This is a genomic window from Streptomyces sp. NPDC002825 (assembly GCF_040295385.1).
Lineage (GTDB): Bacteria > Actinomycetota > Actinomycetes > Streptomycetales > Streptomycetaceae > Streptomyces.
On the sequence record NZ_JBEOVH010000011.1, the window covers coordinates 175,161 to 196,554 of the forward strand.

The 21,394-nt window shown below is 67.3% G+C and carries 9 protein-coding genes and 1 pseudogene; 8 read left to right on the forward strand and 2 right to left on the reverse strand.

Features of this window, described 5'->3' with window-relative positions; all coding sequences use genetic code 11:
• Positions 1–452: 452 nt before the first annotated feature.
• The 6 genes and pseudogenes from ABT041_RS17190 to ABT041_RS17220 all read left to right on the forward strand — a co-directional run bounded on the left by ABT041_RS17190 (position 453) and on the right by ABT041_RS17220 (position 8,210).
• A complete protein-coding gene (locus ABT041_RS17190; protein ID WP_351184771.1) occupies positions 453–896 on the forward strand; it encodes a hypothetical protein in 444 nt (147 codons plus the stop codon).
• A gap of 254 nt (positions 897–1,150) precedes the next feature.
• Positions 1,151–2,521 (forward strand): TerD family protein, encoded by a 1,371-nt coding sequence (locus ABT041_RS17195; protein WP_351184773.1) that lies wholly within the window; start codon positions 1,151–1,153, stop codon positions 2,519–2,521.
• A 705-nt stretch (positions 2,522–3,226) separates the two neighbouring features.
• Positions 3,227–3,916, forward strand: coding sequence for a ribonuclease FAU-1 family protein (locus ABT041_RS17200; RefSeq protein WP_502976511.1), 690 nt, complete (start codon positions 3,227–3,229; stop codon positions 3,914–3,916).
• A gap of 874 nt (positions 3,917–4,790) precedes the next feature.
• A complete protein-coding gene (locus ABT041_RS17210; RefSeq protein ID WP_351184777.1) occupies positions 4,791–5,600 on the forward strand; it encodes an alpha/beta fold hydrolase in 810 nt (269 codons plus the stop codon).
• Between the two features lie 140 nt (positions 5,601–5,740).
• On the forward strand, positions 5,741–6,514 hold the full coding sequence (locus ABT041_RS17215) for a helix-turn-helix domain-containing protein (RefSeq protein ID WP_502976508.1): 774 nt from the start codon (positions 5,741–5,743) through the stop codon (positions 6,512–6,514).
• Between the two features lie 416 nt (positions 6,515–6,930).
• Positions 6,931–8,210, forward strand: a pseudogene (locus ABT041_RS17220) (IS256 family transposase).
• Positions 8,211–8,498: 288 nt separating this feature from the next.
• On the opposite strand, the gene ABT041_RS17225 reads toward ABT041_RS17220, so the two are convergent.
• Both ABT041_RS17225 and ABT041_RS17230 read right to left on the reverse strand, forming a co-directional pair.
• Positions 8,499–10,235, reverse strand: coding sequence for an FG-GAP repeat domain-containing protein (locus ABT041_RS17225; RefSeq protein WP_351184781.1), 1,737 nt, complete (start codon positions 10,233–10,235; stop codon positions 8,499–8,501).
• A gap of 156 nt (positions 10,236–10,391) precedes the next feature.
• Positions 10,392–13,745, reverse strand: a complete 3,354-nt coding sequence (locus tag ABT041_RS17230) for a VCBS repeat-containing protein (RefSeq protein WP_351184783.1) — start codon at positions 13,743–13,745, stop codon at positions 10,392–10,394.
• 572 nt (positions 13,746–14,317) lie between these two features.
• On the opposite strand from ABT041_RS17230, the gene ABT041_RS17235 reads away from it, so the two are divergent.
• Together ABT041_RS17235 and ABT041_RS17240 are read left to right on the forward strand one after the other, a co-directional pair.
• Positions 14,318–21,100 carry a polymorphic toxin-type HINT domain-containing protein gene (locus tag ABT041_RS17235; protein WP_351184785.1) on the forward strand — a complete coding sequence of 2,261 codons (6,783 nt, stop codon included), beginning with the start codon at positions 14,318–14,320 and terminating at the stop codon, positions 21,098–21,100.
• Positions 21,101–21,145: 45 nt separating this feature from the next.
• Complete coding sequence (locus ABT041_RS17240) at positions 21,146–21,382, forward strand: hypothetical protein (RefSeq protein WP_351184787.1); 237 nt, start codon at positions 21,146–21,148, stop codon at positions 21,380–21,382.
• Positions 21,383–21,394: the final 12 nt, after the last annotated feature.

Consider the following 21,394-nt stretch of genomic DNA (forward strand, 5'->3'; position numbering starts at 1 on the left):
GTCACCGCTCTCCTCGCCGCCCGTCGCTGATCCCGGTGTCGACGAGGAAGCAACTGGCTGGCCATCCTCCGTAGGAGCCAGGGGGCGGTCCAGTTCAGGGGCACCGGCCGTCGAGGCGGCAGGCGCCGTGGCTTCCCTGTGCTCGCCTCGGTGCCGGCACGCGGGTTTACCTGGCGGGCTCGGTAGGAGCACCGCTCCGGGCTGCAGTACATGGTGGCCGCGGGACGGCTGGCAGGACACCCAGTCGCCACCGAAATCACAGCGGCTGAGTTCGAGCGCATCTGGGCCTCAGCCCGCGAGGCCCTCGCATGTGATGGCGGATAGCCCCGCACCCCACGGCCCCATCCAGGTCACATCACGCTGAGCGCTTCAGTCGGTACCTGCGTACTGGGTGAGGCGGGGCGGAGGAAGCGCAGATGCCGACTCACGGGCCGTGCGGGCAGCATGCCTGCATGTCTACCGAAGTCAGCGGGATAATCGAGTGTCGGCCGGGTGCCCGCTTCTGGGGCCCCGACGACGAGGACTCCGTGTGGCACGCCGCCATCGACCTCTTTCTACTCAACAACGGCCACGCCTACGACGCCCTCGCCTGCCTCTTCGGTGTCCGGAACTACTTCGGCTTCCGCCCCGTGGCTGAAAGCCGCGGCTTTCCGGGCGACGCGTCCGAGGGGCTCCAGACCGAGTACGGCGAATCTCCTGACACCCACGGCACGACATGGGTCACGTTGGCCGAGCTCGCCTGGACCGACTGGCAGGAAACAGACAGCTCCGGCACGCGAAGCCGAGAATCGGTCGCCGGAGGCGAAAGCGACTGGGGGCCAGTCTGGAGCGTGATGCCGACACTCAGCGAACTCCATGGAGCGGACCATGTGCGACTCGTTACCTGGTTCCGCTGACCTCGACTCCGCGGCGAAGCGCCGCCTGCCCGACGGGAGACAGGCGTGACCGAACGCGACGTCATACTCAACGAACTTGCCCAGGGGCTCCGCCCGGATGCCACCCGGGGCTGCTCAACGAAGCCCGGGAGGGCAACATCTGGTCACCCCCTCCCGGGGGCGCCTGGCGTCCCCGGGAGGGGGTGTGGTGTGATCCTGGGGCGCGTTCCCCGCTGAAACGCTGGCCTTGGTCGAGAAGATCTTTTCTTCACACCATGCCCGCTGTCACCATGGGCCCCATGACGCACCTCGTTAAAGGCGCCAACGTCCCCGTCCCGACGGCACCGCTCCGGATCGCCGTGGGCCGGCAGCAAGCGCCCGGCGTGCCGGCCGTCGAAGCCTCCGCCGTACTGCTCGACGCGGCCGGCACGGTGCGCGGCGACGCCGACATCGTCTTCCACGGCCAGCCCGCCCACCCGTCCGGCGCCGTGCGCCACGTCGGCACGGGCGAAGGCGCCGGCCAGTTCGCCGAGTGGCTGGAACTGGACCTCCCCCGCATCGAGCCGGCCGTTCAGCGCGTCCTCGTCGCCGGCTCCTGCGACGACGGCACCTTCGGACAGGTCCCCGGCCTGTACGCCCAGGTCACCTACGCCGACGGCACCATCCTGACCCACTATGACGTCACCGACGCCACCAGCGAGACCGCCTTCGTCCTCGGGGAGTTCTACCGCCGCGACGGCGCCTGGAAGTTCCGCGCGGTCGGCCAGGGCTACGACTCCGGCCTGGCGGGACTGGCGACGGACTTCGGAGTCGAGGTGGCGCAGGCCCCGGCACTGGCGGCACCACCGCTCCTGCCCACCGCCGCGGTCACACCGCCGCCGTCGGGACCTGTGGCGCTGCAGGGCGTAGGCAAGTCGGACTCGGCGCCGGGAGGGGTGGCCGTGCCCCCGATGGCGAAGCCGGTGCCCGTAGCTGTGCCCGTACAGCAGACCCCTTCTATCGCCACCCCGGCCGCCACCCTGGCCACCCCGGCCGCCATGCCCTCCTGGGGCGCCGGCCTCTTCCACTTCGAACCGCTCGTCTTCAGCGGCAAGGGCGCGAAGACAGTCACGGTGGACCTGCCGTTCCCCCAGGACTCGGCACCGGTGATCCTCGAAGCCCGGGTCGGGCCGCAGTACCACTTCCTCAGCGTCCAGATCGCCGGCCGCTCCACGGACGTCTTCTGCAACGACCTGCCCGATCACTACGGGCGCGCCCTGCTCAATCCCCCGCGCAAGGGCGGTCCGATCAAGCTGATGGTGCGCCAGTCCGGGACCTGGGAGCTCACCCTCCTCCCGCTGACCGCCGCCCTCCCCATCGGCCCCGGAACCATCCAGGGCAGCGGCCGCGAGATCTTCGTCCACACAGGCACCGCCGCCGACCTGAAAGTCCGCGCCAAAGACCCCCACAGCGGCTGGTTCCAACTGAACCAATACCAGGGCGACACCCCCGACGACCTACGCCGCCCCGCCGAACAGCTCGTCCACGCCTGGAACGGCCGCCGCGTCAAGGAGAAGGTCCGCATCCCCGACGGCCCCCTCCTCCTCGCCATCGACAAGAGCCGCCACCACTGGGAACTCACCCTCGACCCGCTGCCCCTTGCCTAGGCTGCGTCCCCGTCGTCGACGGCTCCCCGAACGAGCTGACGAACTCCTCCCCGCTCGTGCGGGGATGGTTCCTCCGCTTCCCCCCAGCGGGCAGGCGGTTGCGCCGCTCCCTGCTTGCGTGGGGATGACCGCCGAGGGGGGGCGAGCTCAGCGGCTCGACTGGCGTCTGCTCCCCGGGCGCGGGGGATGGTCTCAAGACCGAGGCGATGCGCAAGGAGAAGGGGTTTTGCTCTCTGCTTGCGTGGGGGTGGTCCGGCCGAGCAGCGCGCGTGGCTCAGCAGCGTCACCTGCTCCTGCTCCTGCTCCTGCCCCTGCTCCTGCTCTTTGCCCACGCGGGGGTTGGTGTGGGTGGTTCGGGTTCCTGGTCGCTTTCGTCGCTCCTTTTTGTGTGCCGGGTGTGGTGGGGGTGTTGTTGTCCGTGGTGGGTCCGGGTCCGGGTGTTGTGAGCCTCGCAGTCTGTCTTCGCTGGTGGGTGCCCGTGTTGTGTGGGCGTGGTGAGTGGGGGCAGACGCTTCTTCTACTACCGCCGGCCACCCCGGCCGCCCCCGGCTCGCGCGGGATGGTCGTTGTGAGTGTGCAGCCGGGCAGGTCACGGACGTCGGCTGCCGCCCCGGGACGGCGGCTTGCCCATCCCGGCCGGTCCGCGCTGAGGTGGGCAAGCCCGGCCGGACGCTCCGGCCGTGGCCGGTGGAGGAGGTCGTGGTGGTGCGAAGTTTTGAGGCAGGCGAGACGGTTGTACGGCGCGACGTGCACCGGTCGGGCCGGGTGTGGAGCGAGCAGGCGCTGCGGGTCCTCGAGGACGCCGGCGAGGCGCTGGTGACCGCCTGCGGGCCCGGGGCGGAGGCCCGCTGGCCCGCCCTGTACGCGAAGGCCCGCGATGACGGGGATCGTTCGGTGCGCACAGAGGCGTTTGACGCGATGGCGACCGGCCGATGGGAACTTGCGGCCGCTGTGTGGCAGGAGACCGACCTGCTGCTCTGGAAGCCGCCAGCGGCCTGGTTCAGCATCAACGCCTTCTTCGTCCCCGCCGGCGACGGCGGGCGCCGGCTGCGGAACTGGTACGTCACCTTCGAGCACCCCACCCGCCGCACCGAGGCCGGGTTCGACACCTTCGACCTCACCGTGGACCTGCTCATCGACCCCGACCTCAACAGCTGGGAATGGAAGGACGAAGACGAGTACGCCCATGTACGCCGACTCGGCATCGTCTCCGACACCGAGCACCAGGCGGTCGAGGACGCCCGCGCCCAGGTGCTGGCGTTGCTTGCCGGACGCGCCGGGCTGTTCGCTCGCGCGGAGCGGTGGGCGGCCTGGCGTTGGGAGCCCGCCTGGCCTACGCCGCGCCTGCCCCGGCCCATGGCGGCCGCGGAGAGGGTTGCACCGGAGGGAGGCTGAACCGTTGCCTGGTCGGTTGCATGGACGACGACACTTCTTCCCCCACGCGATAGCCGTGGGGGAAGAAGATCCTCTCCCGTCGGGGCCGGCGGTTGCGCGTCGTTGTCGGTGGCGGCTGCAGGCTGGTCAGATGAACGGCGATGAGCAGCTGCTGAACGGATGTGTCTACGGCCGCGACCAGGATGATCCCGACCCGGGCCCGCGGCGGGACCGGACCTGTGCCGAACTCGTCAGTGGCCCGCTGGGCGGTCTCCTGCTGGACATCCACGGCTGGCGGACCGAGGAGATAGACCACGGCGTCGCCCTGACCACCGAGCTCTCCCGATGGCCCGGCGGGCGGGCGTTGTACGACCCGCGTCCCGGCGATCCGCGCGAACCGGGACCGGGCATCATCTGCCGCTTCGTGGCCCAGCGGGACCTCGGCTCAGCCGAGGCTCCATCGCACCCGTCGCCCGGCCGCCCATCAAGCACCCGCTGCGGCGCCGGAACACCGGACCTCGGCTCAGCCGAGGCTCCATCGCACCCGTCGTCCGGCCGCCCATCAAGCAGCCGCTGCGGCGCCGGAACAGGGGAAGTTCACCTTCGCCTCGGAGAGCCTGGGTGCTGGTGTTCCTCTGCGGACGGCACTGCGTGATGGCGCCCGAGCGCGTGACGCTCCTGACGTATTGTCCTGTCGCGGTGCAGCTGGTACATAGGGGCTCGTTGACCTGCATGAATGACAGGTAGTTCGAGACTGCCGATGGATGCCGATCTCAAACAGCCCGGCTTTCGCGGAAGTCCCGCTCGCCGTGGAGAGAGAAGTCCTGGCGATCGTCGGCCCCGCGACGACATTTGTACAAGACCGAGGGCCGGCAGCCCCGGCATCCTCCCGGGTATGGCTATCTACGACGGTAAGCACGTGCACGGGATGCACGTGGTCCACGACGGCCCGCGGGAGGCGCCGCCGCTGGTGCTCATCCACGGATCGGGGGCCTCGGGCAGCTGCTGGGGCCCGGTGGTGCCGGCACTGGCCGGCCGGCATCACGTCATCCGGATCGACCTCCCGGGCCACGGTCAGTCCCCGCCGGCGCCGTCGTACGACGTGTCTGAGCAGGCAGCCAGGCTGGCCGCGGCGCTCGATGAGCTCGGCCTTCGTCCGGTCACCGTGGTCGGGCACTCCAGCGGCGGGTATATCGCCACCGCCCTCGCCGAACAGCGCCCGGACCTGGTGGGTTCGCTCGCACTGATCAGCAGTGGCCCGTGTCCCGACGCGCTCCTTCCGCAGCCGGTCTTCCTTCGGGTCCTGATCGACCCGCCGCTCGGCCCGCTTGTTTGGAGAGTCCGTTCCGACGCGATGCTCCGCCGGGGGGTGACCGCGGTGTGCAACCGCCCGGTGGACGTCCCGGACGACCTGGTCGCCGATGTACGGGGCATCGGTTACCGCACGTTCAGGACGGTGCTGCGTCAAAACGGCGCGTACATCGCCGAGCGGAGCGTACCCGCGCGCCTGACCGCACTCGACGTCCCGGTGCTGGTGGTCTTCGGCGCTGCCGACCCCCGCTGGGATCCGTCTTCGGCGCACCACTACGACACGGTGCCGAACGCGCGAGTCGAGCAGTTGCCCGACGTCGGGCATTTTCCCATGCTCGAAGCGCCGGAAGCGACCGGCGAGTTGCTGGTGCGCTTCGCAGCGACGGGCCGCTGACACCCATCGCCTAGCCTGGTGCTGTGAGGTCCACCGAATCACCACCTGACTGGGGGTCGGTAGAGGTCGCCGTGCCCCGGCAGCCGGGCCGGCTGCCGGGGGTCAGCATGGCCGGGTTCCGCCAAAGTGCTCCGGCGCGCATGGATATCGCCATGGTCGCGCACCCCTCGGTCACTCTGTTCGTGGACCTGAGCGACGGAGACGGCCTTGTCTGCGACGCCCACGGCCGGCGCGAATGCGGCAGCACGGTCGCTGGACTGGTGCCGGGCGACCTTCGGCTCGGAGGCCGGGCGGCCGGGGGGATCGAGTGCCTTCAGATCCGGTTGTCGCCGCTCCTGGCGGTTGCGGTGTTCGGCGCATCGGCCGACCTCAGCGGGACGGTGGTCTCCTTGGAGGATGTCTGGGGCCGCGACGCCGGGCGAGCCGAGGAAAGGCTGCGGGCCGCCGCGTCGTGGGACGAGCGGTTCACGATCGCAGCGGATGCCCTCGGCCGACGGATGAGCGCCCGCCCGTCGCTTGATCCGGAGGTGGCCGCTGCCTGGTGGCTGGTGCTCACCAGCCGGGGACGGGTGCGCGTCGACAGCCTGGCGAACGAGGTGGGATGGAGCCGTAAGCGCCTGTGGTCCCGCTTCCGGTCCCAGATCGGCCTCACTCCCAAGCACGCCGCCCGGCTGGTGCGCTTCGACCACGCCGCCCATCTCCTCGCGGCGGGTGACGCCGCCGCCAAGGTGGCGGCCGCAAGCGGCTACGTCGACCAGGCCCACCTCCACCGCGAGGTCAAAGCGTTCACCGGGGTGACACCCACCGCTGTAGCCGCTGCGCCGTGGCTCGCCATCGATGACGTTGCGTGGCCGACCTCGTTCGCGGACCTGACATCGTCGGCGTGTCCGATCCGTCAGGTTCCGACAAGGTGAGCTGAACGAACTTGTGGATCGGGGCCCACGCGGCCGGACCGTCGGGTCAGATCGATCGCCACTCCCGGCTCCGCGTACCTGCCGACAACGACCGTGACAGGTACAGCGAGAACCGGACCATGAATATGAGATCAAACCCCACGTACGGGGCAAACGTCGCCGCTCAGAGCGCGACGCAGTGAGAGTCCGACAGCACGAACGAGAAGCCGCGTGAATCCAACAGCTTCAATGCGACAGGACACGTACGCGTCTCAGTGGCGTGGCCAAGTGGCCACCCTCGGGCCATCCGTCCTGAGATTTGGCCACGAAGTCCGAGACCCTATGAGAGGCCACCCCAGGGGCGTGGAGGAGTGCGGATGCCCCGTCCCGGGACTGTAAATCGTTCGGTGTAACTCCCGATCAAGGAAGATGCACCGATGACCAGTGAGAACGTGACCGAGGCCGAGACCGTCGAGCCGTCTGGGCCGCAGCCGTCGAAGGCGGTGGATGTCCGGCTGATCGACGAGCTGGTGGGCCGTGCCCAGGCCGAGGGCCTGCAGCTGACCGGCGAGGGCGGGCTGCTTCAGCAGCTGACGAAGCGGCTGCTGGAGTCCGCCCTCGAGGGCGAGATCACCGACCATCTCGGCTATGACAAGCATGATCCGGCCGGGAAGAACGGCGGGAACTCCCGCAGCGGGACCCGTGCTGACCGATGTCGGTCCGGTGGAGATGTCCGTGCCGCGTGACCGGGACGGCTCCTTCGAGCCGAAGATCGTCTAGAAGCGGCAGAAGCGCCTGACGGGGGTGGACGAGATGGTCATCTCGCTGTCCGCGAAGGGCCTGATCACTGGTGAGGTCCAGGCCCACCTCGCGGAGGTCTATGGCGCCGATGTCTCGCGTCAGACGATCTCCACGATCACCGACAAGGTCCTCGAGGGCATGGCTGAACGGCAGAACCGCCCTCTCGACCAGGTCTATCCGGTCGTCTTCATCGACGCGATCCACGTGAAGATCCGCGACGGTGCCGTCGCCAACCGACCCATCTTTGTCGCTCTGGCTGTCACCGCCGAAGGCCGGCGCGAGATTCTCGGGTTGTGGGCCGGTGACGGTGGTGAGGGCGCCAAGCACTGGATGCACATCCTCACCGAGATCTAGAACCGCGGAGTGAACGACGTCCTGATGCTGGTCTGTGACGGTCTGAAGGGCCTGCCGGAAGCGGTCGGGACCGTCTGGCCGAGGACGATCGTGCAGACCTGTGTGGTCCACCCGTTGCGGAACCTTCCGCTATGCCGCCCGCCAGGACTGGGACGAGATCGCCAAGCTTCTCAAGCCCGTCTACACGGCGCCGGCCGAGGACGCGGCGCTCGATCGTTTTGCCGAGTTCGCCGACTCATGGGGCCAGAAGTATCCAGCGATCGTCAGGCTCTGGGAGAACGCATGGGAGGAGTTCACCCCCTTTCTTCGGTTCGACACCGAGATCCGCCGCATCGTCTGCACCACGAACGCGATCGAGTCGGTGAACGCCAGGATCCGCCGGGCGGTCAAGGCCCGAGGCCACTTCCCGAACGAGCAGGCCGCCCTGAAGTGCGTCTCCATGGCGATCATGTCCCTCGACCCCACGGGCAAGGGACAGGCTCGCTGGACCACGTGCTGGAAGACCGCCCTGAACGCCTTCGACATCACCTTCGACGGCCGACTCTCCGCAGCCCGCCAGTAACCCCAACCGCCCCCGTTACACTGCTCGATTGACAGACCCCGCCGTGGGACGCCCTGACAAGCCGCGAGTGCGGTCGCGCGTCGCCGCCCGGACGCCATCGATCGCTGGCGTGGACTGGCTGACGACCCCACCAAACTCGCCGCTGACTGTGCACTTTGGCGTCAGGACATCCTCGATTGCTCCGGAGCTCGCTCTGCGTGCTTGCCGGTCTCGGAGTCCAGGAACGTGATTGCGGAGTGTACGCGGATCGTGGGCCCGAGATGGGAATCCTGGGGCCCACGATGCCTGTCAGAAGAGGCGGTTGTAGGTGTTCCAGCCGCCGCCAATCTTGGTACGGGTGGCGAACGGCGCGGCCGCGTTGCCGGTGCCGCGGTACAGCCAGAGGATCCCGGCGCTGTCGCGGGCGACGGCGTCCGTCTTGCCGTCGTCGGTGAGGTCGCCGGCGACGACGAGCTGGTTGTACGTGTTCCAGCCTGCGCCGATCTTGGTGCGGGTGGCGTACGGGGCTGTGCCGCTGCCCGTTCCCCGGTACAGCCACAGGACCCCGGCCTTGTCGCGGGCCAGCAGGTCGGCCCGTCCGTCATTGGTGATGTCGGCGCCTCCGGCGAGGTGGTTGTAGATCGCCCAGCCCGCGCCGACCTTCACGCGGGTCTTGAACCGTGCACTGGTGAAGCTGCCGGTGCCTTTGTAGAGCCAGAGCACGCCGGCGTTGTCCCGGGCGATCAGGTCCATGTAGCCGTCCCGGTCGAGGTCTCCGGCGCCGGTGATGTGGTCATAGATGTTCCAGCCGGTGCCGACCTTCACGCGGGACGCGAAGGGGTCTTCGTAGCCGAGCTGCCGGTCGTAGTACCAGAGGGTGCCGGAGGCGTCGCGGGCGACGAGATCGCCGAGGCCGCGCGTGAGGGCGGACGGCTTCATGCCGGCCCAGTAGTAGGGGCCCTGCTTGTTGGGGGAGAGCGCGGTGAGGGCGTTGTAGGTCTGCCAGCCGGTGCCGATCCGGTACGGACCGGCCAGGGGCGCCCCGGCTACGCCGGTGCCGCTGTAGTCGAAGAGCGTGCCGGTGGTGTTGCGGGCCAGGAGTCCGTGGTGGGGGAGCACGGGCTGCCCCTGGGTGGCGAAGGGGGCGCTCAGTCGACGGAGATAGGTGCTGTCCCAGATACCGAAGTCGTAGATGTCGTACATGGTGGCGACCCGGAGGTGCTGGGCGTACTGGCCCGCGTCGCCCGTCAGCTCGTACCCGATGGTGTGGTCACCGGGCTCCAGTCGGCAGCTGAGATTCCAGCCGTTGAGGTCGGGGACAGAGGTCGAGCCGACTGTGCACGTCGCTCCGGGGTCCGTGGAGACGCCGCCGAACCGGATGGGCTTCGGCATACGTGCCAGATACCCGTCGGCGAACCGGAAGTGGACGCTCAGGTGCCCGCCGTCGATGGCGTGGACGCGGATCTGCTGGCGCACCGTTCCACCGGCTGGAACGGTGGCCAGATCGTGATCGACCGTGTTCAGCGCGGCGCTCGCGACGGTCTTGACGACGACCTTCGCGCTGCCGTGGGTGGCGTCGGCGGGTGTGGCACCGGCGGTGCGGGCGAGCTCGATGCCGGCGGCCAGATCACCCCCCTTGGGGACGTAGGCGAAGCCCCAGTGGACTGCGGTGTCCGGCGCGTCCGCGGGGACGACGAAGCCGGGGGCGAGGCCGGAGGGACCGCACACGTAGACGGCGACCAGACCGGCGACCTCCGTGCAGTCGTTGGCCTGTGCGGTGAATCCCTGCGGGACTCCCGCTCCGTCTCCGGCCGGTCCGGTCAGCGGCTTGGTGGAGAAGGCGATCACGGTCTTGCCGTCCCGCGTGCCGGACTCCACTTCAGGCAGGAGACGGGGCGCAGTACCGGGAGCGGCGACCTGGTCGTGCGCGGACAGCCGCAGGACATCGTCCTCGGCCGTGGCCGTACCGGCGTTCGCGAGTGTTCCCACGGTGAGGAGTCCGGCGGCGGCGCTGAGGGCTGCTATTCGGCGTGCTGGTTGGTTCATGGATCCTTCTGTGTGTGGTGACTTGAGGAAGGGGATTCTGACAGCGCGCGCCCCCAGTGCCGACAACGGGGGTGATGGGCTGCCCAGAGAGGCAGGGCGGGCCGCCCCCTTCCGGGAGCGGCCCACTCTGAGGGGCTGCCAGTTGATCACGGGCTGCTAGAAGATGCCGGTGATGACGGTGGCCCAGCCGCCCGTGCCCGCAAGGCGTGGTGTTCCGTGCCAGGTAGCACCGCCTGGGTAGGTGAGTAGGCAGCCGGTCGGGCAGAGTCTGCTGGTCACGTTGCCCGATCCGTCCATGTATTGGATGGGGGTGTCCGGGTCGGCTGGTGTGGTGGCCCAGAAGTCACCGAATTCTTCCCCAGCCGTGGGCTCGAACCGCTTGAACGGAAAATTCGTGCCGTCCTCGTCGACCGAATCATCCTTGACGACGCCCTGGATGTTGCCCGGCGAGGTGAGGTACGGGCGCTGGTTCCAGCCGCCACTGCCGTATTCCGTCCTGTGTTCGTAGGAGAAGGAGAGGGTGCACGCGGGGCAGGTCCCGGTGATCTCCCCCGGGTAGAGCCACAGCTTGTTGGTGGCGGGATCGCGGGCGACGAGGTCGCCGTAGCCGTTGGGGTCGCGGTTGATGTTGTCTACCGCGAGGTTGGTGAAGTCCCTCCACCCCCAAGTGCCGAGGGTGGTCGACGTCGCGCTGAAGGCCGCGGTCTGGTCCTGAGTTCCGTCGGCGGCGGCTCTGCCGCTGTAGAGCCGGAGTTCGGCGTTGACGCAGGTCGTGCGTTTGTCGGGGTCGTCCCAGATGCATTCGACGGTGATGAGGTCGTTTCCGGGCTTGCCGTCGATGTTGCCGGGCAGCACGATCTGGCGGAGACCGAGCCAGTCGTCCTGAGTGGAGTGGACGATCTCCTGGCGGGAGTAGACCCAGGGGGATCCCATTCCGTTGCCCGGGTACAGAAAGAGCCTGTACCTGTACGTGCCGTCATCATCCTTCACACGGAGACGAACGACAAAGTCCTCATAGCTGTCCGGGCCCTTCGTGGGGCTAACGAAGTTCTGCAGGTCGCCGCCGTGGGCGATGAGAGATCCGCCCCAGCCGCCGGTGCCGACGATTCGTCCTGCCGCCGGGGTTCCGAGAGTGCCGTTGCCTGCATAGAACGACAGTTTGCCGTCGGTGTCGGTGGCGACGAAGTCGCTGTAGCCGTCACCGTTGAGGTCTCCCCGGCGGTCGTGAGGGGAGATGCCCTGGGTGAAGGGGGTGACTCCGGGCTCGTAGACGAATTCGGACGGGGTGGTGGAGAGCTGCACCGTCTCGTCAGTGCCGTCGACGGGGGAGTGGTTGTCGGCAGCGTCGTAGGCCACGACCCAGAAGGTGCTGTACGGGTAGCCCGAAGGTGTGACGGTGATGGTGGCGGTGTTGTTCGCGTCGGTGCCGGCGTTCACCCAGGTTCCGTTGGAGCAGCGGGTGTTGTCGACGGACACGAAGTGGTCCATGGCCCAGCAGTAGCCGACCACATCGGCTGTGGGGTGGGTGAGCCGGAGTGTGACCGGCTTGCGGGCCTGATACCGGTCCTTGGGCCGGGAGGTGCCGTCCGGGTTTGTCGTGGTGCCGTCTTCGTCGGCGGGGCTGCCGTCGGTGTTGAGGACGGTAACGGGGATCTTGGGGAAGTACGTGTCGACGGTGAAGGAGCAAGCGGCGGTGGGGGCACTGTCGGGGCCCTCGCCGTCGTCCGCGTAGACACTCCAGGTGTACGTGCCGTTGGGAAGGTTCTTCGAGGGCATCGTCGCAGACGCCCACTGGCCGTTCGTCACCGACTTGTAGTTCATGTTCGGTGCGAAAGAGATGGCCGTGCCGTTGGCGTTCTTGACGGAGAAGACGGCCTTGACCTGGCCACCGTCACGGTCGGCGACCTTGGCGGTGAGGGCGATGCCGCTGTTGCCGATGGCAGTGCCGCAGGGCACCGGCTTGTTGCCGTCACCCGAGGGGGCCCAGGAGCCCTCGTAGGCGGCTGAGGCGTCCACGGTGGGCTTGTAGTTGTAGTCGACCTCAAGGACCGGGTTGTTGCGGAACCGCTTGAAGCTGTTCACGTCGCCGAGGTAGCTGTCCGGGACGCGCAGCCCGAAGACAAGGGGGTCCCAGCTGCTGTTGGCTGCCTGCTGGACGTAATCGGTGAGGGCGGCGCTGGTGAACTCGTGCCCGGGTTCGTTCTCGGGGCAGTACGTCTGGTTGAAGCCAGGGAAGGGGTCGGAGTCGAGCCTGCTGCCCCAGTAGTTCCCTTGAGAGTTCCACGTCGGCGTGGTGGTGATGTCCTTTGCGGACCACAGCTCCACCGGGCCTGTCGTGCTGGCACTGCAGGCCCAAGAGTGCGTCTGGATCACGGCGAACCTGGCGCCGGTGATGGTGGCGCCCTGCAGGCCGTTGGTGTTCATGGCGAAGAACGAACGGGTGTTGCCGTCACCGTTGAAGCCGACGCGCGGTTCGTCAGCCGGGGTTGAGGAGTTCCAGCCCGACCCATTGGGGTAGGCGGCGCTCGGCGTCGCCGAATAGACCACCGCCCACTTCTCACGGTACCCACCACTGAACGGGGGGTCGATGATCAGCGGGAACTGGTCCGCAGTAGCGAGAAGACCAGCGTCCGGAGTCAGGGTGAGCGTGTTGCCGCTCACGTCCGCTGCGACAGGCGCGCTGCTGGGAACCTCGGACTCCGCCTCTTCGGCAGAACTCATCATCGCCGACATACCGGCCGCAGCAGTCTGCTGCTCTTCGGATGCAGTCGGCGGCTGCTCCCACATCTTGGGCGCGGGCGCACTGAAGACTGTCTCGCCGGCCTCGTCCTTGGCCAGGAATCTGTGGTCAGCGGTCTCGGTGAGGGTGACACCGTGTGTCTCGACACCGAGTGCGATGCTGCGCAGGGCCGGATTGGTGGCGGCCTCGGGGGTGTTGACGATCAGGTGCTGCGCGAAGCCGTCGACCTCGGCTATGAGCCTCAGGTCCACTCCGGGAAGCACGGAGCGGTACGTCGCGGTGTCGCCGTTGATGACGGGTTCGGGCAGAGAGGTCGGCCAGGACAGGGCGAGCTTCTTGCCCTTCTTGACCATCGTGGCCAGCGGCTGGGCGCCGCCGCCCGAGAAGGCGATGGAGAAGGCCGGGGCGGCGGGCGCGATCGATCCGTCGGGCTTCTTGACCAGCGTCGGGTCCGTCGTACGCCACTGACCCTCGAGCCGCGTCCACTTCGGAGTGGCGTAGGAGCGGCGTGTGGTGCTGCCATCGGGGTTGGCGAAGAACTCGGCCGTCTCCTCGCGACGGTCGATGATCTCCACGCGCTGGCCCGTCCGTGCGGCCGTCGCGAAGGCTGTCTTCTCGAACTCGGCTTCCGGCGCTGCGGCTCCGCCGACGGTGCTCACGGTCGCGGAGGTCTCGGGCAGGGCCGCAGCCGCCGAGACGGGCAAAGCCATTGAGGCGGCTATCGCCAGAGCGATCGACCTGCGGCCGCGTCTGGATCTGATGGTGCGCATGTTTTGTGATGCCTTTCCGGAGGGCGTGGCTCTCTTTGCAGGCAAGAAAGCGAATCCTGTCTCTCCTGGCGCCGGACTCTATCCCGAACCCAGATAAGGCGATACATCGGGTGGTCAGTTCAGTGAACTCGAAGAGGGCTCCGGTTGTGAGGCTGATCCTGCAAGCGTAAGGATGGAATCCGATTTTAATGCGTCTATGGATGTGCGGCTTTTGACCACCGTTGGATCGCAAAAGACCTGGTTGGACGGTTGGTCGCGCTTGCAGAGGGTCGTCGTGGATTGGCGATGCAGCAACCGTCTATCCGGAGGCCGACTTGACATTTGTGCTTGTCAGGCGTGCATGCCGCAGTGTTGGATGCGGTGATCATCTGGCTTTCATGCGTTTCATTGGGGTGGGTTTTTCAATGTCGTTCCGCCATGGCTTCGTCATGCCTTTTTATAGGCGCAGAGAAGGGTGGGCGGTGAAGCGGGCGCACGCCGGGATTGCCGGAGTTCTTTCCACGGCCCTGAGTGTTTCCTTGCTTTCCGCGCCTGCGTGGGCCGCACGGGTCGAAGTCCCAGGGCCTCCATCCGTGCCGAAGACCGAGTCCGTCAACGGCACCGACTACATCCCCACAGGGCTGAAGAGAAGACCCCAAGCGGACCCGCCCTGGCAGGCGCCACCGGTCACCTGGCCCACTCCCGCCACGCAACAGCTCAGCGTTGGAGCCGGAGCGCACAACCGTGCGACGGTCGGCGGACTGCCGGTCCGCCTTGCCCACGCCGCCTCGCACACCAAGAAGAGCAGTCCCGGCTCGGACCGGCTGGAGCTCGCGGTCAAGGACCGCGCCACCGCCCGGAAGGCGGGAGTCGAAGGCCTGCTGATGTCGCTGCGCGACACCGACCCGGCGGCCACCCCTTCGGCCCGGCTCGACGTCGAGATCGACTACACGGCCATCCGCGGCGCCTACGCGGCGGGATGGTCCTCCCGCCTGCGTCTCGTGACACTCCCGGCATGCGCGCTGACGACTCCGGAGAAGTCGGAGTGTCGCAAGCAGACACCGCTGGCGACCAAGAACGACACCAAGAACCACACCCTCAGCGCCACGCTCACGACGGGTTCCGCCACGCCCCAGGTTTCGGCGGCCGGCAGCACAACCAGGACATCCTCCACACTGTCCTCGCTCGCAATGAACACCGCAGAAGCCACGCTCCTGGCCGCCACCGCGGGAGCCAGCGGTGGTGAGGGCTCCTTCAAGGCGACCTCACTCGCCGCCTCCGGCTCCTGGTCCGCCGGCGGCAACTCGGGCGGCTTCGGCTGGAGCGTGCCCATCGACGTACCTGCCGCACCAGGCGGTCTCGTCCCGAAGATCGCTCTGTCCTACAACTCCTCCGCGATCGACGGACGCACGGCATCGACGAACAACCAGCCATCATGGATCGGTGAGGGCTGGGAGTACTCACCCGGCTTCATCGAGCGCCGCTACGCCCCCTGCGAGAACGACAAGCAGGACGGCAACAACACCACCAAGACCGGCGACCTGTGCTGGAAGTCGGAGAACGCCACCCTCTCCCTCAACGGCTCCTCCAACGAGCTCGTCTGGGACGACACCAAGAGCACCTGGAAGCTCGAAGGCGACGACGGCTCCCGCATCGAGCGCGTCTACGACACCGAGCCGAACAACTCCGGCGACGAAGACTCCGAGTACTGGAAGGTGACCACCACCGACGGCACCCAGTACTGGTTCGGCAAGAACCACCTCCCGGGCTGGACCACCGGAAAGACCGAGACCAACTCCGTCTTCACCGCCCCCGTCTACGGCAACCACACCGGCGAACAGGGCCACGCAGACGACTACGCCTCCTCCGCCGAACAGCAAGGCTGGCGCTGGAACCTCGACTACGTCGTCGACCCGCACGGCAACGCCATGGCCCTCTACTACACCAAGGAACAGGGCTACTACGCGCAGAACAGCAAGATCGACGACCCCAAGCCGTACATCCGCGGCGGCTACCTCAACCGCATCGACTACGGCCTGCGCGCCGGCGCCGTCTACACCACCACCAACCCCGCCGGCCGAGTCACCTTCACCACCGCGCCGCGCTGCACGGCGGCAGACTGCACCTTCGACGAGGCACACGCCACCAGCTGGCCCGACACCCCCGTCGACCTGAACTGCACCTCCGGCACGCAATGCCTCCAGGCCGCTCCGTCGTTCTGGTCCAAGCAGCGCCTGACGAGCATCAACACCTACTCCCTCGTCGGCACCACCCTGCAGCCCGTCGACACCTGGGCCCTGACCCAGTCCTTCCCGGCGACCGGCGACACCTCCACGCCCTCGCTGTGGCTGGACTCCGTACAGCGCACCGGCAAGGCCGGCGCCCTCACCGACATCACCCTGAACCCGACCGTCTTCGGCGGCGCGCTCATGCCGAACCGGGTCGACGCCGCTGAAGGCCGGCCGGCCCTGAACCGCAAGCGCATCACCAGCATCACCAACGAGACCGGCGGCCAGACCCTGGTCACCTACAGCCCCACCGAGTGCACCTCGACCACGCTGCCCACCGCGCCGGACACCAACGCCAAGCGTTGCTACCCCTCCTGGTGGACTCCCGACGGCTACGTCGACCCGGTCAAGGACTGGTTCCACAAATACCTCGTCACCCGGATCGACGAGAACGACACCACGGGCGGCAGCGGTTCCGAGTCGAAGGTCACCAGCTACGAATACGCCGACGGGCCGAACTGGCGCCGCGACACCGGAGAGTTCACCCTCGACAAGCACCGCACCTGGAACGTCTTCCGCGGCTACGGCACCGTCCGCACCTACACCGGCGCCACCAACCGGGTGAAGACCGAGAAGACGTACTACCTCGGCATGGCCGGCGACACCCTCGCCGACGGCAGTCCCCGCCCCGGCGTGGCCATCAACGGTGTCGCCGACCGCGAAGACTTCGCAGGACGCGTCGCCTCCAGCGCCACCTACGACAAAGACGGCACCGGCGGCAAGATCGACACCAAGACCACCTACACCCCGTGGGAGTCAGCCGCCACCGCCACCCAGACGGTCAAGGGCATCACCGACCCCGACAAGCCGAACGACCCCGCCCCCACACTCCAGCCCAAGACCGCCCACCTGTCCGGGACCGAGACCGAGAAGGCCAGCACCCTCCTCGACGACGGCACCTGGCGCACCCTCACCACCACCCGCAGATACGACCCCACCTACGGACTGCTCCTCAAGGAGGCCGACGACGGCGCGGGAACCGTCGAATCCCGCTGCACCTTCACCAACTACGTCACCCCGGACACGACCAACTGGCTCATCGCGTATCCCAGTGAGGTCGTCAGCACCGACAACGCAAACTGCTACTCCCGACCCACTGAGGTCACCGGCTGGACCCACACCTACTACGACAGCCAGGCCCTCGGAGCAGCACCCGAGCCGGGCAAGGCGAACGTCACCAAGACGGAACTGCTCTCCGACTACAAGATCGACCTCACCCCGGTCTGGGACACCATCTCGCTGACCACCTACGACCAGTACGGCCGCATCCTGACCGCCAAGGGACAGGACGACCAGCCGGTCACCACAACCTATGACCCGGCCACCGGCGCGCAGCCGACGACCGTCACCGTCAAGAACGTCAAGAACCACGCTGCCATCACCACCTACGACGGCATGCGCGGCCTCACCCTGACCTCGACCGACGCCAACAACCGCACCTCCAGCAGCGAGTACGACGCGCTGGGCCGGCTCACCAAGGGCTGGAGCACGGGCCGCGCGACCACCGCACAGCCCAACGCCACCTTCACCTACAACCTCTCCAACACCGTCCCCTCGACCGTCACCTCGAAGAAGCTCTACGAGAACGGCACCTGGGGCACCAGCACCACCTTCTACGACTCGCTCCTGCGCGCCCGCCAGACCCAGTCAGACGCCATCAACACCACCGGCCGAGTCGTCAGCGACACCTTCTACGACAACCACGGCCGCCCGTACCTCTCCAACGCGCCGTTCTACAACAGCTCCGCTGTCTCGAACGCGATGCTGGTCGTCACCCCCAACCAGATCCCGCAGGCCATGCGCAGCGAGTACGACGGCCACAGCCGCGTCACCGCGAACATCCTGCTGTCCCTGAACGTGGAGAAGTGGCGCACCAGCACCACCTACGGCGACTACTGGACGGCCAGCGTCCCGCCCGCCGGCGGCACCGCCACCCTCACCCTCACCGACGTCCGTGGCCGTACCGTCGAGGAGCGTCAGTACAAGGACCGCACCCCGCTCATCGGCGCCGCTGCGACCCAGTACGAGAAGACGACTCGCAGCTACAACAAGGCAGGTCTGCTCTCTGCCGTCACGGACACATCCAAGCGGAACTCCTGGACCTACACCTACGATCTGCGTGGTCGCCAGGTCGCCACCTCCGACCCCGACAAGGGCGCCAGCACCCTCCACTACAACGCCGACGGCCGCGTAGAGACCGTGACGGACGCCCGCAACGTCACCCTCGCCACCACCTACGACGAACTCGGCCGCAAGACCAGCCTGCGCACCGGCTCGGTCACCGGCACCAAACTCGCCGAATGGACCTACGACATGGCCGGCGGCCTCGGCCTGCCCGCCACGTCCAGCCGCTACGACTCCTCCATCACCGCCAACGCCGAATACAAGACCGCCGTCAAGGGCTACGACTCGACCGGCCAGCCCACCGGCACCACTGTGACGATCCCGAAGGTGACCGGTGAGGAACTACTCGCCGGAACCTACACAGTCGCCACCACAGCCACACCGGTCAGCGGCCTGCCGGAAACAGCCGCCTACAGCACCACCAACACCAACGCCACCACACATCTGCCTGCCGAGACCGTCACCAACCACTACGGCGCGCAGGACATGCTCGGCATCGTCGACGGCACCCTCAGCCAGGTCTACCTCCGCGGCGCCAGCTACACCCCCTACGGCGAGCTCGCCCAGGCCCAGCTCAACAACCTCGGCAAGAACGTCTACCAGACGAACACCTACGAGACGTCCACCCGACGCCTGATCACCTCCAAGGTCGACCGCGACGCCACTGCTCCGGCCACCCCATCCAGCATCACCTACAGCTACGACCCGGCCGGCAACATCACATCCATCCGCGACGCCCAGAACGACGGCGCCTCCCTCGACCAGCAGTGCTTCGCCTACGACTGGGCCCGCCGCCTCACCGAAGCCTGGACCACAGGCGACGCCTGCGCCACCAAGCCCGTCAACGGCACCGGCACACCCAACCTGGGCACCGTCGACCCCTACTGGACCAGCTGGACCTTCACCGACACCGGCCAGCGCGCCACGGAAACCCTCCACAAAGCCGGCAGCATCACAGCCGACACCACCCGCACCTACGCCTACCCCACCACCACTGGTGCTGCCCAGGCTCATGGCGTCCGCACAGTCACCGCCAGCGGCGGCACGACCGGAACGGACACCTACACCTACGACACCACCGGAAACCTCACCAAGAAGACTCCCGCCAACGCCGGACCGGTCCAGGACCTGACCTGGAACGAAGAGGGCAAGCTCGCCACCTCCACCATTTCGGCCAAGACCACGTCCTTCCTCTACGACGCCGAAGGCACCCGGATCGTCAAGCGCGACCCGACCACCACCACGCTCTACCTGCCCGGTGGACAGGAACTCGCACTGACCCGCCAGGCCGGCACGACCCCAGCCTCCATCGCAGGCGGCACCCGCTACTACACCGTGCCCGGCGGCTCCGCCGTCCGCACCAGCAGTGACGGCAAGGTCCGCATCCTCGTCGCCGACCACCACAACACCAACACCCTCTCTTTCAGCGCCGCCACCCTTACCTTCAACCGCCGCAAAGCCCTCCCCTATGGGGGGCAACGCGGAACAGCCCCTGCGTTCTGGCCCGGCTACAAGGGCTTCGTCAACGGCGACATCGACTCCACCACCAACCTGACCCACATCGGCGCCCGCGACTACGACACCAACCTCGGCCAATTCATCAGCGTCGACCCTCTCCTGGAGGTTGGTAAGCCACAGACCCTGAACGGTTACGGCTACGCCGGCAACAACCCCGTTACCTTCTCCGACCCCACCGGCACCTGCTTGGATGCGGGCAACGGGAAGTGCGAGGACGACACCGCCTGGACACCGAATAAAGAGCTCAAGGATGACGGAGGACAGGAGACCTTCACGCCGGACACCAAGGGAACCAATGGCGGCGGAGACGACGACGATGACGGCTTCACCGGTTGGGTCTCTGACTTCGGCAGTTCCCTGGTTGATGAAGCAATCAATTTCGGCACCGGAATCTGGAACTCGACGGCCACCGAGTTCTCCAATATCGGAAACTGCGTCACCTGGGACGGCACCTGCAAAGAGGCCCTAAGTGACCTCCGCAACCGCGTGGACCCGGCCGCGATTGTCATGGGTGCCGCCGAAGGGGTCCTCGCCCGAGGGGGCGAATACGTCGACGACTTTTCCAATGGCAGGAGCGCCCAAGGAACAGCCAAGATCGCATTCGATGTGATTCTCGCACTGGCCACCAGGAAGCTAATGCGCGGATGTGGCCCCGGGAACAGCTTCGTTCCCGGGACGCTCGTGGTGGCGGCCGATGGCCGAACGATACCCATCGAGGACCTCGAGCTCGGCGACAAAGTTCTCGCCACCGACCCTGAAACCGGCGAGACCGTCGAAAAGGAGGTCACCGCCACCATCGCGGGCACCGGTGAGAAGCACCTCGTCAATATCACCGTAGACACGGATGGGCCGGCTGGAAACGAGGTTGCATCCGTCACGGCAACCGACGGCCACCCCTTCTGGGTGCCGACCCTCCACGCCTGGATCGACGCAACCGAACTGACTCCTGGGCAGTGGCTCCGCACTAGCGCCAGCACGCACGTCCAGATCACAGCGGTCAGGCGCTGGACGCAGCAGGCGACGGTCTACAACCTCTCAGTTGCCGACATCCACACGTACTATGTGCTGGCAGGCGAGACTCCGATACTCGTTCACAACAGCGGGCCCGGGTGTGGAACGAATTGGATGTCGTCCGACAAGATTCCGCATCACTACATGCGGACGAGCGACCAGGGCGTTATGCATGCCGAGGACTTCGGCGTGAAGGGTCCATACAATAAGGCGAATGGCCAGGCGTTCGTTCGTGCCATTGAGCAGTTCGTGAAGAGCCCGGGAACGCGCCAAATCCAAGGAACGTATAGAGGGCAGGCCGCCATCCATTACGTAGATGACACGGGGCTTCACGCGTCATTCGCCGCGAACGGTCCGAATGTCGGAGAATATCTCGGCGGGTGGCGATCCAGTGGGGATCAGCTAACCTACCTGCTGCGGGATGGGAAGCTGTAATGGTGAGCCGCCGGCATGAGAGCTGCGATCTGAAGAGAGATCCCCGTGAAGATTGAGTTGACAGACGATCAGGCGCTCGTCCTGTCCGACTGGATGAACCGCGTTATGCATCGAGAAGATTTCTCGACACTCGTCGACGATCGAGCTGTCTGGTCTGCTCTGTTCAGGATCAGCGGAACGCTGGAAACGCAATTGTCGTCAATCTTTGATTCCGAATACTCCGAACGGTTGGACGCGGCCCGCCAACGGCTAATTGGTGAGCTGGGAGAGTTTGGCGAGTGATGAATTGACACA